This is a genomic window from Marinobacter sediminicola, from assembly GCF_031157525.1.
Taxonomy (GTDB): domain Bacteria; phylum Pseudomonadota; class Gammaproteobacteria; order Pseudomonadales; family Oleiphilaceae; genus Marinobacter; species Marinobacter sediminicola.
Genome location: NZ_JAVIXR010000009.1, coordinates 154,495 through 170,567, shown reverse-complemented (window position 1 = coordinate 170,567; position 16,073 = coordinate 154,495). Strand labels below are relative to the sequence as shown.

Below are 16,073 nucleotides of genomic sequence, written 5' to 3'. Positions count from 1 at the left end.
CTTTAGCTCATCCAACCTTTCTTTGGCCAAATCTAAGCGTGAAATCTTGGTATCAGCATTTTTTGAGTCATTGGCGATTTGGAGAGATTCGTTGACGATCTCAACTAGCCGCTGGGCAGACGATGCGGCTATCTGTTGGGTTACATCGAGCTGAGGTTCTCGGGCTGAGTGCGGACTGCTAACTGTTTGAGAACTGTCATCCCTCGATTTGAAAGACAATATCAGGACGAACAACAGTGCCGCGACGATGATCAGAACAACTAAACCTTCCATTCACTACTCCATATTGCCAAACACTGGACCGTTAACGCAGTGGTTAACGTCAGCCAGCATGCGCGGCTGCGGAATGGAGGCGAAGCCGCAATGTGGTAGGCGTCGCATGCTGGCCTTGTTATAACAGTTCATGCTTGGCAGGCGTATCGCTAGAAAATTGGTTAGGCAAACAGGAGCGACGCCCCCAACCGTTTTAGATAGGCTCATCGTTTCCCTTAATTTTCGTTACTACTGGATTTTCTAAAGAGTTCGCCTCTATCAAGTTTGATAAATTCCTTACATCTTTATTGAGTTTATTTACGTTTTTTCCTACACCGTCTATGGAGTCTACGATCTTGAGTAAATAAGGCTTGCTAATCAGCCCCGGAAGATCAGCGTACGGCTTGACATCCAATAGATAGTCTTCACATTTTGCATTCGCCCCATTCAAGCTAGTCCACTCCAAGCGAACATTAAAAGGGGGCATGGGCTCTTTGGCGTCGGAATCTTTGGGCTTGAAGAGTTGAAAACCAATAGCAAACAATATCGAAATTTTATCTCCTTGCGGAATTAGAGTTATAGGGCCTCTCTTTGTGGTGCAATCCAGGATTAGATTATAGCGGGCGAAATGCTCTGACTCTCCCAGAAATTGAAAGTGAACATTTCTTGCGGGGCCTGTACCTACATTTGCGATTGTAATGTTCAAACCACCGGTTCCATCTGGATGCGGCTCGAAGTAAGCAACCAAATTAGGCTCCGAGCCTGCCTTCCGCAGCAACCGATTCTCACGCCATAAAAATACGGTAAGAATAGCTATTACAACCGTAGAGAAACCGCTGAGAATCGTAGCTATGTCGTCTAGTCCCATTAATGCTTCCTGTCGTATCGATGACTGGTGGTATGAGCGCTAACGCCCGCATTTTCGGCTGGTTTGGAGCGCAGCGTAAAACCAGTCCGGCGACGTGCGCTGGTTAGCCTTTAAAATCAGGGTTTGGTTGCATCACAAACTGCCATAACGGCAAATCTTTTCCTTTATACCCATCCGGTATTTCAACCGAAAATACACTCGGTTCCAAGTTGGTATCCAACGCAACAACACTCTTTTCGTATATTGTTTGCTCACCATACGAACAGCTTACCATTGAACTTAACTCACCAATCATAGTGAACACCTGCTCTTCCGGAGGGAAATCCGGCGTCGATGTAAACCTTACACCTTTGAAATCACCGTTTTCATAGATAGCTTCGGCATCACCTTCATTCCAATCGCCAAATCTCATCAAGTAAAAGGCAATCGATTTTTCCAGGTCCTCCGTAATTTCTCGGTCTGAGCTATATATCTTTACATTTCCAATGATAAAATTCGCCTCTCCTTTTTCGTTTACTGCCGCTCCATGGGTAGGATCAGCAAGCAGCTCTAAAGAGAGGTTTGGTTCAGTGGCAATTGTACGGTCTCCCAGCAGTGACATTTCGTTTTGTGCCATCGCATTAACAAAGTCGGTCACGTATCTATTTTTCTGCTCCATTAGAGACTCTTTCCGCAACAAAAACCACTTGTTGTAGTGTGAAAAATATATAGCAAACAGGACCTGAGTGCCGTGCAGATCAGCATAGCGCTCAACTTTCTCCATATATTCTTTTTTAAAAGGATATGGCGACTTAACATTAGGAAAGTGGCAGTTTTTTACTTCAATAAAGTACTGACTCCCATCATTGAGCACCACCTTGTAGTCTGGAGCCTGAATATTTTTCTCAGTAGTAAAGGCTTCGCCACTATCTTCCTGCTTAATAAAACGGCAACGCCCTAATGCTCCAGCTACATGGGCGAAAAGAGATTCAACTCTCTTCCCATACAGAAGATTCAGGTTTTCTTGAGATGCTTTGAGTGAAGCTCCTATGCGGTCAATGAAATCATCCACATCTTCCTTCACCGTCAATTTATAGCCATGTTCTCGTCCCAGAGCGGTAAAAAGATCTATTACTTCAAACTTTTCGGGATTTCGCTTGATGCGTTTCAAGATATCTCCGATTTATGAATAGAGGCTAACTGAAATTAGGCAGTGCGCTTTATCATTGCAGAAATTTGCCTGCGTCATCTTTACTGACTTTGAACCATCAAGCACGCTGCACATGAATCGATAAAACAATAGCTTAGGCGATCACGGACATTTCTGCCATGTCATCATGCAGCGTCTGGAATTCGCTCTGCCAATCAAACTGGATGAAATCCCTGTGATTAGCTTGGGGGCTCTGGAGAAAAGCCCTGACTCGAATGTTCGCTTTTGTTTAAAAACAGAGCGGCAGCCACGACTGGTGTGTTAAGTCACCATAACGTGGCCGAGCAGGCCAAAATATGGTGTCAAGAACACGCGCTACACCGATCATTCCTGCACCGTAGGGAAGCCCCCAATATAAGCCCACTGATGATCCAATCTTCGGAAAATCAATGCTCCGTTTCCCAGGCCGACTGACTCATGCACCCGTCCGAACAAGAAAACGCAGCACTGGCCAAAATGGCACCAGGAAAGCGCCCAATAAAATTGACCTAGGTTCCGGATTCCTCGAAAAATCGACAAGATCGACAACCATCAGAATAACTCCGGCAGCCAGTATCAAATTCATCGGTAATCCATATTGATTCAGCCAGCCCCAAAAAAATGTTGTGACAAACATCATCAACAGCGCACCAAGCATTCTGTTCAGTGTCTCGTCGTCAAGAAATTCTTTCATAGTTCCACCCCTGCAAACTCTTACCATTTGCTGTCAGCTTACGATAAAACGTCAAAGCAGCAACCCCAGCTTTTTTGCTTGCAGCTCCAAAGTTTCCATGTACGCTGATTTCAAATTCCGGCCAGCTGACGGTGCCGAAAAACATCAGCAGCGCGTCATGGAAACCTCCATCCAGGGGCGCGCACCCAATTCAATCGTTGGCAAGTAGAGGTAAATTTATGAACCAAATTTATGTGAGTGCACAGCGGATTGTTGAGGCAGCTGAACAGTACGAGCAGTTCTATGAGGTAGAGCTGGCGATAACGATTCGCACAGACGGTGGTCGAAAATCTGAGTTAATCAGGCTGCAGTCAGAAACACCTGCAATGATCGATGCGAAACTCAAAGAACCCAAGCCCTCCGATCACGTCGAGTTTTGACCAAAAATGATGCTTTCTGATGTTGTCGCAATAAGCAGCGAGACAGAACCGCTGACTCGGTTGGCAGAACGCATCCTGTTGGAGCGTTTTCCTAACCGCATCCACCATCACGCAGCAATACTACCGAACCAGCATTTGAGCCATCGAATGATGTACGTCCCGGTGAGCTCGTTCCAACAAGCAGCAGAATTCTCCCACCAGGGCGGGTTACTAATATGGCTAGGAGCGTCCACAGGTCGTCCTGCGCCGGGACTGAATCCTGTTGTGGCAATTAGTGGCGTTAATTCAGTTTCCGCATGTGAGCGCGCAATGCAAGTCGCAGGAAATCACCTGTTAACGGCCGACCAGTTGGACTCGTTATTTGTGGCGTTTCTGCCGGGATTCAAGCATCGACATTTGAATTAGCCTAGTCTGCAGCTACACGCGGCACTTCGGCATCACCCTCTAACCCTGGATTCTTATTCAGCTGCACGAACGCGACCAGAAATACATTTGGGCAGCTAAAGATCCTGAATTGCGGGTAAAACTTCACAATCAACGGCCTTTTGGTCAAAACTTCAAATTGAGCTGACTCGATATAATTTTCCACTGTTCTTTTATTAGCTTGTGCTCTTCAGTCGCAATAACAGCATTTCTGAGGACGTTTAACGGATACCACTTCCCATTTTTTTCCTGATAAAAAACGCGCTCATAAATATTGCCCGTATGCGATTTCCTCCAGGGTTCAAAGTGCATCGAAAGCAGTGTAAAAGCATAATTCAGGCTATCCACTTCTTGATCTGCAACGCCCTCAGGCAATATGAGAGTGCTAATGCTAAGGCCTTGGGGCTCCATCCCCTCCAGCTCCAACCAAACACCACCCTCGGCAGGTTTCCCCAATGCCAGTTCACGCTTGGACGCACTGCCGACAACAATTTCAACGAAGCGTGTTTGGGGGCCAATACCGTATCTTGAAAACCTCTTGTCTGAAGAAATCTTATTTATATCAACGACTTTTAGATGAGTTAACAAGTCATTCTTGATCTGCCTTTCATCCTTTACGGTCATTGCGACAACGAGCTTTGTTCCCGAGTCCATGATTTTATATGAGGATTTTTGCCCCAGACGCTCTAAAAAATCGCGGTCAGCAACACTGGACTTTGCCACCACTATCTCAGCATATGCGCCGTCTGATATGGGAATCCCACCACCATATAAAAACTCCCACTGCCCATCGACTCTCTTCGCGGGTATTCTGATCCGATCCTCGGAATACTTACTCATATACAATCTGATCCTATAGCGAGTGCTTGATAAACGTCGCTTCAAACGCTTTACAAGACCGGTATTGCTGCAATCGGTTGGTGAACGCAAATGCGTCGTTCATCTCGTACTGCTGAAAAATATCTAACCCGCGGTCCAAAGAAATCTTCCAGCCAGTATCAGTAATAATATGTCGGGCATGAATGGTTCCTGTTTCATCAAACTCCCAAGTAAATTTGATTCCTACCGCGCTGGCAGATTGCTGGATTTTCTCAAAGCTCTCATCCTGCAGCTCTCCCTTGAACTCGTCGCGAGTGGTAATAAGATGCACCGCTGGCTCGTCTTCGTCCGCCTTACCTTTTACGATCATCTCCAAAAATTCCATAAAATTACGAATCTGATAAAACAAACGGATATAGGGATCGGTAACGGTAATCTGGCCGGCGCCTTTTAAGTACGGCCCCAGAAGTGACGCGTAGGAAACACCCTTCTGATTCTCCTGGAAGGTAACGTGCTTCTCTTCTAGTACGGGCTCTTGCGTTTTTCCTGCAGGCGCTGAGGTGCTGGTATTGTCATCCGTTACTGCACCATCAGTTCCGTCAACACCGTCATCCCCACTGATCGTTTTGTGATAGTAGGCCGGGTACTCTTCTTCTTCCAACGTAGTGACCTGATGGTCCGCCCCAACAGCATCTTTGTACGAAAAGTTAACTGCAGCATAGGTTGAGTCCACGCGCATCAATTGATCTTTTACGCGTTTGCGGCCTTCCATGGAGAATCGGAGAATTTCCTCAACCTCGGCTTCAGTTTCTCCGCCATGCGGGAAGATAATTTTCATCAGGCCGGAAAAGGTCTTATTAACGCCATCCCGGTCACGGGTCGAAATATCTGAAGAAAGCGTGAAACGATCCTGGTAACGATCAGAAAAATCATAGCTACGCAGTGAGCGAAGCACCTCCGCAAGGTAATCCACAACAAAACCGAAACCAGTTGAGAACATATCGTTACGGAGGTTGTCCATTTCCCAGCCAGGCAAGAAGCAGTGAAGGCGGTCCAGGATGGCTTGGCCGTCGCTATTTCTATAGGTTTCAGGCAAATCCATGAACAGATGCTCGTGTTTGAGCATGTACGGGACATTGTGAGAGGTGTTGCCAATGAAAACCATGGATGCCTCTGCACCCTGCGGCCCAGTACCGCGGTTGAAGGATTTGTTTGCCATGTAATTTTTTAGCGTATCGATGAGTTTTATATCCGGCTTCTTGCCACTGCCGGCAAACTCATCCATCGCAACCACATCCCAATAACCAACCAGCCCAATTTTGCCCGTGGTGTTATTGATGAACAGTTTTGGGAGGGTAGCTTCACCCCCGGAAACCAGAGTTCCATGAGGTGAAAACTCAGAGTACACGTGAGATTTACCCGTTCCTTTTGGCCCCAACTCAATCAAGTTGTAGTTTCGTTCGCAGAAAGGAATAAGGCGTACCAATTGAATCAGCTTGCTACGGCGACCAAACGCTTCGGGGTTCAGCCCGATACTCTGCATCAGCACATCAATCCACTCACTGGTAGTGAATTGCCTGCGCCCTTCCAGGTAAGCATCGTAATCAAGACTCGACAGCTGGATCGGTTTTAAGGATAGGAGAACCCAGGGTGTAGATTGGCCATCCTCGCTGAAATCGTACTCAATATCACAGATGCACCAGACACCACCCACCAAAAGCTTCGGATGCTTCTTGATGGTGCCTGAATCAACCAGTACCTTTTTGATGCCAAGGTTTTCGAATTCGGCTTCGTAAACATCCCGGGTGTCGTTCAGTGACACAGTCACCTTATCGATAACCTTGTAGCGACCCTTCTCTTTGATATTGGAGCGAATCAGGCCAGCCTCATTGCGATGCACATAGTGCTTAGCCAGAATTTCCTTAACGGTACTTATCCCGGTTTCAATCGTTGCCTCATCATCAGTGGCACAATATTGCCCCAACAAGTATTCCAACACGTACGAGGGAACAATGGCGTTGCCTTTCACCGCCTTCACCAAATCTTTGCGCACAACTACGCCGGGGAAATGTTGGTTAATTTTGGCATCCAGTGAGCTCACAATATTTCCTCTAATATTTCATTGTTTACAGCGGCAGGCCAACAAGCCAGCCAAGCACCGAGAAGGGGCTCAACGGATTAACCACCTCATCCATAAGAGTCTCGCCTACCGCTTGCTCCAGAGCCGCATTCTCAATGCCAGAATCCATCACCATATCGCTATCAAAACTACCCGCAATCTCAGAGGTAACCACAAAACCCACCTCCGGGTACTCGTCAATCGAAGAATTTATGTAGCTGACACTGTCTGTGGCTTTGAGTTGCAATTCCACGGCCACATCACCATCCTCAAAAATGGCGATATCGGTTACTGGGTGATTCGTTGCCTCAAAAATCTGAGCTTCCACGCCTTGTGTGGCTAGCAGGTCGACATACTCCTGCTCGAACAAAATTCCTTTGATATGACTAGCATGGCCAGCCGCAGACTCTGCATCGATCGTGGAAAAATAATCAAGAATCTGGGCGTTCGATGCTGTTTCAAACTCAAGGTAACCACGACGGACAGCATCGAAGACTTCTAACTCGGTTATCACTACTCAAGTGCCCCATGCTCTTCCAAAAACGAGTCGATATTTGAGTGTTTGAATATACTGGCAAGTTTTCGGGCGTGAGTGCCCTTTGAGTTTTTGATATTCAAGTCAGCACCAGCTCCTACTAACACTTCTACAGCCTCTAAATGGCCATTGCTTGCAGCCTGGAGCAAAGGGGCGTAATGACTCGCTACCTGATGGTTAACCGCCGCACCTTTTTCGATAAGGAGTTGGCACAACTGCGCGTTGCCCTGCTCTGCAGCTTGTAATAATGGTGACCAATCATCTTGGTTGGGAGCATTCACCGCCGCACCATGATTCACCAAAAGACGAGCTACGCTATACTGATGACAGCTCAAGGCAACAGACAATGCCGGATTGCCCTTTCCTGTTCTGCAGTTAGCATCCGCACCATGCTCCAATAGCAGCTCCACAATGGCCAGGTCACCCCGCCGAATGGCCAAAATCAACAACGAATCCCCACTGCCATCCACAATATTCACATGGGTGCCGTCATCAACCAGCTTTCTTACTAGATCGAGGTAACCGTGTTCATAAGCTGAGAGCAGCGCAGCTTCGCTGTATTTCCGACCGAAGTGCGCACCCTGCTCGCTAAGGAGATTTACAATGTCTGTCCGGTTTTTAAAGAAGGCACCCGTAAGTGCGTTCCAACCATCGTTGTTACAAATATGGATATCCGCGCCGTTATCAATCAAAAAATCTACGATCTTTCGGTAGCCCTTAATGGCAGCCCAAATCAAGGGCGTCCAACCTCGACCGTTGCGGATGTTTACCTCAGCCCCACAATCAATCATATTCTGAGCAAGGTCGTAGTACTCGTACTCCAACGCCAGCAACATGGCGCTGTTGGATACTTCACAACGAAAATTGGGATTAGCGCCTTTTTCCAATAACGCAGAAGCGATATCCAAATACCCTAACCGTATGCTCTGGCGTAGTGGCTCACTGTGATTAGCATTCGCATTGAATCGCCCGTCACTCAACAGTACCCAAGCGATTTTTTTGAAGCCTGAGTCCAAGGCGAGCCTAAACCCAGCATCACTCATTTCCTCCGGGCTAACAGCCCCATCTTCAAAGCTTGCCAGTATTGACTCAACCTTGGCCAGGTCGCCCACCTCAATGGCAGCGCACAACTCACTCATCTATACGCCCCCTCAAAAATCAAAATCGCTGGTAAAGGACCGCCGCATCGTATATCTGAGCGACTTGTATTCCTTGTAATGGGACGTACCAGCATGCTGCTCCTCAAGCCGTAAGAACACTTCCTGACCATTCGCTTCATCCGCCTTGCGAGACAGCAAAAAGCGCACCTGCAGCTCACGTTCACGGGGGTTCTCTGAGGTCAAATCAAACACCAGCTCGTGACTGTCAGAAATCAGCTCGCCAGCCTCGGTGTAGATGCCAGCCCGCAGCAAGCGCGGTTGAATTTTTTCCGTTACCGGCCCGGACTGATAAAGGGCGACCGCAAGTTGGCCAGAGGTAATCACCGAGCTGGCTCCCCGCAGGATATCCACCTCAACGGCGCTAACATCGCTCTGACGTTTCTTGTTCACCTTCAGCACCGGTATCACCACCTCCTGTAACGAAGCACCGCCATGAACAAATCGACTGCCGGATCCCTTCAGGCGCAACCGGTTGATGGATTTGGGAACCTGCACTTCCATATCGCCTTCCAGACCAAGCTGCTCAGACGAGAAGTGATGGAACGCGGGAGAGGATGCCAAACCCTTCCCCAATACGAAGCGTCGGTCGCGGTAGAGAATATTGTCCCCGTTGACAGGCACACTGAGGAAATCACTCTCGTCCAGCTCTCGGTTCTGGTAAATAAAGCCATGATCGGCGGTCACCAGTAGGTTGTTGGCATTCGCAGCCGCCAGCTTTTTGATCAGGCGGATCAGATCTTCCAGGGTCTGTTCCGCCGCCTCGAAGGCTTGCCCTTCTGAGTGCATTTTGTCGCCGGTGTGGTCAATGCGGTTGTGATAGATATACAACACGTCATTACCTTTCAACACTTCCCGGCTATCGTCGCGGTTAAGCTGCATAAACTCTTCAGCTCGGATCGCCTGGCCACGTCCTTCCAGGGCTGCCTGCAAAATCTTGGTACGATTGGTAGTGCCTTGGGAGCTTTGCCCATTCACCAGCGTTGTGCCGGTATCGTTATCCGCAATCGCCAAGGTTTTATTGGGCAGCAGTGCGGCCATACCGAGCTGCGTGTAACTAGGCAACATGGAGAGCGCAGGCTCAAGCTCGGCGCTGTAACGGTCTTCCTGGCGGATAAGGCTCAGCAGCTCGTCACCGATCTCGTAACGCATGGCATCGGAAATAATCACACACACCCGCTTGTCCTTACGAAGGAACGGACGCACCCAATGCTCAAAAAAAGTGTTTTGCTGAAATACTGGGTATGCTTCCCAGCGGGCGCTCGAATCTACGTGTGTTTGGAATGCATCCCCGAGCTTCAGCAAATAGCTGTTGGAGTACAGATTCTCTACCTGCTCAGTCAGCTCCCCCATCAATGATGGCTGGCCAGATACTCGCACATGGTAGGTAAACTTGCGATAGAGCTGGTCGAGCTGAAACCAGGCGCAGCTGTATCGCTGCACGCTATCGGCCAGACTGTCCATAGTGAGATTGGCCTCGCCCAGCATCTGAATAAAGCGGGCGCCAAACTCGATGGCCTCATAAAGGTGCCGGAATTCATCATACCAATGCCCCTGGCGACGCTGGCGCACCCAAAGGGCTACATCACCACTCGTTACCGTGCGCCCAACCACAGCTCGCACCAGATCACTGATAATTTTCTGGTCGATCAGACGGAAATAATCCAATTCAATCAGATTCCGGAAATCTCGCTTGCCCAAATCCTGCTCAATACCAAGCACATCGGCACACTCAGCGGATAAGGCTTCGAATCCTGACTCGAACTGACGGCTGTCCTTCCAGCGCTTAAGAAACACCAGCGCATCGCCGGTCATTTTGAACTCGCCATCGGTACTCATGGCATAGCAGGATTTAAATAAGGCGATAACGAAATCCCGCAGGTTCGGCTCAGTGGATTCGTAGCCATAAAAGCGCGTTAGTTGCTCCCAGAGGAAAGTGTCCAACCCGCAGCGTTCAACCAGCCGCATGCCCTCAACCCTGTCATCAGCCAACTGCTGAAGCAAAGTCTCTACCACAGAATCCATCCGGGGTTCGCTACCCGCACACACAGCCAGCATTTTCAGCCGCAACTGGCCGGCGGTATCATCCGGTTTCAGCCACTTTTTCAGGGCGTCTTTGCGTTTCTCGGCTTGGAAGAATTCAGCGTGAGCCTGCGCAATCTCGGCAAACTCCAGGCCCAACTCCAACTCAGACAGCCAGATAGCCACCTGGTCAGTGCGAAATTCACCGTGGGCCAGTTGCACATCCAGCAACCAATTATCCAGCTCCGCTGGCTGTGGACCTTCTTTGTACAGCAGGAACTTCTGCGTTGGCGCTTCACGCAGAACACGGTATTTCAGCCCGTACTCATTGTTGGCGATCTCCAGCTTCTCAACATCCGGGAGTGACACCGACTCAAAATCACTGCGCAGCTCGTGTTTAGTGTCGTACCAGAACACAATGCGGTGGCGGTCGAATAACTTATTCAAAGCCTGGGTAATACGATCACTCATCAGCTCAGTCCGGTTATTTTCTTCAGCGCATGGCCGAATTTTGGGTAATTCACTTTCACGCCGTCATCCAAATCGATTTCCTCCTGTTTGGTAGCCAACGGGTAAAGTACGTCACGTTCGTAATCGGCCAGTTCAACGATAATCTTGCTGATTTTTTCGATATCCTTCAGCGCTTTTGTTTTTTCTGCGGAAGATGCACTGGCGCTGATGCTGACCGCCTCCAAGTGATCCCGACGGGACGTCAGTTTAGTGCGGAACTCCCGCAGGTAATCGTTGAGCACCACGCTGACTGTATCCGGGCGGTAGCGGTGCATATAGATCAGCGCATTGAATGAGCCCTTGGGCGAAGAGAATAGCCAGTAGATGGGGCGTTTTTTGTAGCGCCGCACATGGTCGTTGTAGAAGTCCTTCAGAAAGTATTTGCGGATGTCCTTTCCCAGGGCATGCTCGACGAAGCTTAAGTTCTCCTCGTAACGCTCTTCACCAAAGGCGACGCGGAGAAATTCGCGGAAGCGTTCGGCAATATCGTCGCTGAACCAGTCACCATCGAGCATTGGGATGACATTATCTTCATCGGCCGAGAAGCGGGGCTCTGGAATCTGATTCAGGTAATCCGCAATAGTTTCGCCTTGGTTGGCTAAGATCAGCCCCGGTTTGTCCAACGCATAGCGGCCGAACATGCAGCCTACGGCGTAGGACAAAAACTCGGCCACGGTATCGGCGCGCAGGCGAATCTCGCGGTCCTCGACGCTGGCGTTGCCGCCATAGCGATAGGCGGGGTTGCAGGTGAGGGTGATCTCGTTCAGCGGCACCTCGGGGGTCAGCTCGTCTTGCAGACCGTAGGCGTCGATGAAGATGCGATTGTTCTCTTCCTCCAGCCGCTGCATCTTATAAGTCATACCCTGCCAATGCCTGCGCAGTTGGGCATAACTACCTTCAAGCGTCTCGGCGTAATAATCGGATTGGAGCAGAGGGAGGGAGGTGAAATCCCATGAGGTTTCGTAGGCATCCCAGTCGAGTCTCGCAAGATTCACAAGCATAGACGAGTTGTCCTTCAAATAGTTCCCAGCGCTACTTGGTTGAAGTAAAGGCAAACTTCCAAGTGTCCCTGTTGAAATATTTATTGTATTCCCAGTGGCGGCAAGCAGTGGCTTCATTATCACTGAGTTGAGCTGGGCCAGAGACTCAAAAGAGTTTTCTCCAAACAGAGTTGGGGCTGCGTCGTTAAAGCCGTAACCTTCAGGTCTCCACCTAAAAGCGTGAGCACCAGCGCTAACCTTTGCCCAAGTTACGCCGCTTTCGTACAAATACCCTGTGTTTTGTGGACGAGAGCGCAATGAGCCATCTTCATTACGATAGTTTTTAATTCTAAAACCATCGTTTTCCCAATCCATCAAAAAGTTAAACCCCATATACCAGCGGCGAGCGTCACCTGCCTTGTCGGACTGAAGCCAGCGAGCGTATTTGCCAACTTTTGACCGAGAAACTTCCCACTGCAGCCTCATGAATACATCGTCATTTCTAGTGCCGACACCTTCTTTTGCGGCAAAGGTTTCGCCAAGCTTTTTATTTTCAAAAAGACTTAAAATTATGGGCGAGAGCCAATAAGCTATGGGCTGGCCAGGGACGACACCAAACAAGTCATCGGACACTCGAAAATAGTTTGTCCGATCCATACCTTTGATGATGCTAACTACCATTTGCGCTTTTTCTTGTTCAGAACGCCCATCTACCAACCTAAGATATTCGCCCACATGCTTTACAGCGCGCTTATTCATTATTGCAAAGGCTGTAGTTGAAACAACTGCTCCACCTATCGAGTCGAAGCCTCGCTCACCAAGATGTGCCATGTTAAGAATCGAGCAATTTGAAAGAACCTGTGCTCGCAACTTTTCGAATGATGATAGAAACATCCAAGATTGCATATTGATCATGGCAATGACGCCAGAAACTCGACTAAGAGCTAACAATCTTTCCATAAACATAGCTGACAGGTCGGCACGGGAATTGGGAAAATAATCTTTAGCATGACTGCTTAAGATGCCATTCATTCCTCCGCTACCCATATATGGCGGGTTAGCTACTACCACATGATATTTGCGGGAGAGGGCCTCAGCCATGTGTAACGCTACCTCAACCCTTGCATGCACATCGTTCAACAACAGATCGTCCGAAAATTCTTGCGCTGCAATCATGCGCAGTGTCTCTGCCGGATCGCGCAGTTTGGGCACAATTAATGAGCCAAAATTTTTGGCGTGCTCAAACTGCAGCAATGTCTCGGACAGTTCGCCGGTGAACAGATCGCGCCCGACTACATCCATGTACTCACTGAGTTCACCCTCATCAAAGTGAACATTTTCTAATACGGTGATGTGGGGCTGTATCGGATTGCGGAAAAAGCGGCGCTGTTTAGCGCGGGCCTTCATAATGAGCGCAAAAGCAGCCAGCTCCCCAGCGCGTTCATCGATCTCGATACCGTAAAGGTTATTAGTCAAGATCATGGCCGGAATATCAGCGGGCTCGTACCCTTCTTCCTCGTAGATGGAATAAAGTAAATCGAAGGCATAGGTCAGCATGTGGCCTGAGCCGCAGGCTGGGTCGCAGATCTTAATTTCTTCAGGGCTGCTGATGCGGATAAAGTCAGTTTCCGGTTCTTCAGGCTTGATGTAGTAATCCATCTGATCAACCAGCCTCGAATGTGGCCGATTGAGCATCCAGAGCCGGCCCAGAGAGTTCTCTACCAAGTAGCGCACTATCCAGTGCGGCGTAAAAAGCTGGGTGGCCGCGGGAATATTCTCAGCCGTAATTTTGGTGCTCTTTCTCATTTCTTCAAAGACCTGGTCTTTCTTCTCAGAAATGTAGAACTGATACAGCCAGCCGATCACCTCGACATCCTCGCAGGCGTCTGGCGTCATAGCCTCGCGGGTGTAGGCGAGAATAGAGTTGCCCGATAGCAAGCCACCCGGCATCAATAGCTCAGTGTAGTCGTCGATGCGTTCAAACAGGAACGGCATGGCGCTGTGCCAGTAGTTACAGGCGGCCACCACCAGCAGGCGGTAGGCCTCACCTTGCGGATCCTGGCTGGGCGTTTTGCCATCCAGCAAAGCAAAAATTCGCCGCCGAGTCGCTTCCGCTACCATATCTTCATCAATCTGACCCATCTTGGCATCGGCCAGAATCTCGGGCTGAAACTGCCCTTCTGCGGGTGAAACGATGCCTAGGCGGTTATAGCGGTTCACGTCCATAAAGCGCAGTGCGCAAAAGCGGTTGAACCAGATATAGGCCACCCGCTCGATGACTTGTTCCTTGCCCTCCTCGGCTACCGCGTCTTCCAGCTTTTTAATGACCTGTGGGCGTTCCCGCCGAGCTGGGTTTTCTTCCGCCAGCACCAGTTTGAGTTTGGCAGTCACCTGTTCAATTAGGCTGCGGCGGGCGAACTGGGCGAATTTTTTGAGCTTAGGTATTTCCATGATGTCGCGCTCCTCCAGCGGCGTTAACAAGCCGAGTTACTGGCCACTTGGGGAAATTTTCATTCCACTTCTCCATGTTTAAGACTTGGCAGCTTGTAGCCAGCGCATACGCCCATCGGGACGATGCTCGACCAACTGGCAATTCCTGTCTTAAAGCCTTTTGCATACGACCGTTTAACGCATTCTCGAAAGTAAGTAAGCAGATGTAATGGACAGGTTTATCGACTTTCTGTTCGGCATGCCGGTAAAGATAAGAATCTCTAAATTTATACTTGAGGTAATTTTTAAGCCACTTAAAGCTATCTTGTCTCATTTTCTTTTCATCATCATCCGAAGCAACGCGGATATCATAAATAGACGGATCGTCATAATCTTTTAGCTCTACATATATATAGGCATCCGCGAACTCTGCAACAATGTCGACACCTTTCATAGGTGCACCATGAAATGTCGGTTTTGTTCGATCCGTTTCGTCGAAAACGAATGCATCAATAGCGTCCGTAAAGTGAAACTCAAACCCATCAGCTTTTACTAATGTCATTTACCGAGCCCTCCCATATCATTCTCGATCTCTTTATTGATAAGGAACCCGAAGGCTTCATCGATGGGATTTGGTGAAATATCAAGATACTCATCTGTTGACGAAACTTTGATTCCCTGAGTATCTTCATCTCGGTAAAGGCTATGGAAGCGCACATGGTCGTCTTTACCCTTGTTCATTAGTAAATCAAACCACTTAAGCAGCACATAGTCGTGTGTCGCCAAGATCACTTGCTGTCCATTTCGCGCGAGTTCCAATAAAACCTCAACAATCAACTTCATTAGCTTTGGATTAAGATTGGCTTCTGGCTCATCCCAGAGCATTACGCCGCTTTGTCCGGGATCAAGCTCATAATTTTCTATCAACAGCTGCAATGTACCTAACTTGCGCAAGCCCTCCGCTGTCATGTCTGCCGAGTCGCGACGTTTGGCTCGGAACGTCAACTGATCATGATTTTGACTTTTGGGGTCTTTGACCCTTTCATAATGACCGGACTGAAATGCAACAGAAACCTTCCCTGAACGCTCTATAACTTGAAATCTTCCACCAAGAACATCAATTAGCTTTAGATAAACCGATCCAAATCTTGGATCCTGGTCAATTTTTTCATGAGTTTTTATTGATGCTTTTTTTGCCAGATTGTGGGCAACATCGAGATAACTTTGATCAAATAAAGTTTGCAAAGTTTCAGTGCTACCGTCATCGGCTAAAATACCTTTCATTAAAGAAAGTACTTCTTTGACGGGGATAAAGTTTGGGAAGCCAATCGCTGGTGTGCTTACGATCAGTTCCTGCAGTAAATGTTTAGAGTTTGCAGAAAAGCTAACATGTAATATCTGGCCATATGCCATCTTACAGATGAGTTCTGCCTTTGACTTTCCATCATCACCAACCAGCCCCTTCAGAGAGTTGCTCAAGGGTCGATAAAGACGCAGAATCTCCTCTGACGTTGCGCTCTGCAGAGCTAGTGATTTATTGGCAAAATATAACGCCTTCAGTAACTGCGTCTTACCAGTACCGTTTTCGCCAATGATCACATTGATTTTGGACGAAAAACCGATATCTAGACTGTCAAATGACGAGAAATTTTTGAGCTCAAGCCTTTCTATCATCAT

The 16,073-nt window shown here is 48.5% G+C and carries 13 protein-coding genes; 1 reads left to right on the top strand and 12 read right to left on the bottom strand.

Translation table 11 applies throughout. The annotated features are described in order from the left end of the window. From RG807_RS13460 to RG807_RS13445, 4 genes are all read right to left on the bottom strand, one after another. The coding region (locus RG807_RS13460; protein ID WP_309045341.1) for a hypothetical protein at positions 1–273 on the bottom strand (273 nt) is incomplete at its 3' end. A 193-nt stretch (positions 274–466) separates the two neighbouring features. After that, positions 467–1,120, bottom strand: coding sequence for a DUF8453 domain-containing protein (locus RG807_RS13455; RefSeq protein ID WP_309045340.1), 654 nt, complete (start codon positions 1,118–1,120; stop codon positions 467–469). 103 nt (positions 1,121–1,223) lie between these two features. After that, the gene (locus RG807_RS13450) at positions 1,224–2,270 is read right to left on the bottom strand and encodes a hypothetical protein (protein ID WP_309045339.1); all 1,047 of its coding nucleotides are present in this window, start codon (positions 2,268–2,270) and stop codon (positions 1,224–1,226) included. A 454-nt stretch (positions 2,271–2,724) separates the two neighbouring features. Next, a complete protein-coding gene (locus RG807_RS13445) occupies positions 2,725–2,982 on the bottom strand; it encodes a hypothetical protein (RefSeq protein ID WP_309045338.1) in 258 nt (85 codons plus the stop codon). A gap of 218 nt (positions 2,983–3,200) precedes the next feature. Between RG807_RS13445 and RG807_RS13440 the strand changes: the two genes are divergently transcribed. After that, the gene (locus tag RG807_RS13440) at positions 3,201–3,401 is read left to right on the top strand and encodes a hypothetical protein (protein WP_309045337.1); all 201 of its coding nucleotides are present in this window, start codon (positions 3,201–3,203) and stop codon (positions 3,399–3,401) included. A 549-nt stretch (positions 3,402–3,950) separates the two neighbouring features. On the opposite strand, the gene RG807_RS13435 is transcribed toward RG807_RS13440, so the two are convergent. From RG807_RS13435 to RG807_RS13400, 8 genes are read right to left on the bottom strand one after another with little or no spacing between them, the layout of a single operon-like run. After that, positions 3,951–4,664 (bottom strand): hypothetical protein, encoded by a 714-nt coding sequence (locus tag RG807_RS13435; RefSeq protein ID WP_309045336.1) that lies wholly within the window; start codon positions 4,662–4,664, stop codon positions 3,951–3,953. Between the two features lie 13 nt (positions 4,665–4,677). Continuing rightward, complete coding sequence (gene brxL / locus RG807_RS13430) at positions 4,678–6,744, bottom strand: BREX system Lon protease-like protein BrxL (protein ID WP_309045335.1); 2,067 nt, start codon at positions 6,742–6,744, stop codon at positions 4,678–4,680. Positions 6,745–6,769: 25 nt separating this feature from the next. Then, positions 6,770–7,276, bottom strand: coding sequence for a hypothetical protein (locus RG807_RS13425; protein ID WP_309045334.1), 507 nt, complete (start codon positions 7,274–7,276; stop codon positions 6,770–6,772). Beyond that, positions 7,276–8,436, bottom strand: a complete 1,161-nt coding sequence (locus tag RG807_RS13420) for an ankyrin repeat domain-containing protein (RefSeq protein WP_309045333.1) — start codon at positions 8,434–8,436, stop codon at positions 7,276–7,278. Before RG807_RS13420 ends, RG807_RS13425 begins: the two co-directional genes overlap by 1 nt. A 12-nt stretch (positions 8,437–8,448) precedes the next feature. After that, the gene (gene pglZ / locus RG807_RS13415) at positions 8,449–10,947 is read right to left on the bottom strand and encodes a BREX-1 system phosphatase PglZ type A (RefSeq protein ID WP_309045332.1); all 2,499 of its coding nucleotides are present in this window, start codon (positions 10,945–10,947) and stop codon (positions 8,449–8,451) included. Continuing rightward, a complete protein-coding gene (pglX, locus tag RG807_RS13410) occupies positions 10,947–14,417 on the bottom strand; it encodes a BREX-1 system adenine-specific DNA-methyltransferase PglX (RefSeq protein ID WP_309045331.1) in 3,471 nt (1,156 codons plus the stop codon). Before pglX ends, pglZ begins: the two co-directional genes overlap by 1 nt. Beyond that, positions 14,404–14,958 (bottom strand): hypothetical protein, encoded by a 555-nt coding sequence (locus RG807_RS13405; RefSeq protein WP_309045330.1) that lies wholly within the window; start codon positions 14,956–14,958, stop codon positions 14,404–14,406. Before RG807_RS13405 ends, pglX begins: the two co-directional genes overlap by 14 nt. Next, the gene (locus RG807_RS13400; RefSeq protein WP_309045329.1) at positions 14,955–16,070 is read right to left on the bottom strand and encodes an AAA family ATPase; all 1,116 of its coding nucleotides are present in this window, start codon (positions 16,068–16,070) and stop codon (positions 14,955–14,957) included. Before RG807_RS13400 ends, RG807_RS13405 begins: the two co-directional genes overlap by 4 nt. Between the last annotated feature and the right edge of the window lie 3 nt (positions 16,071–16,073).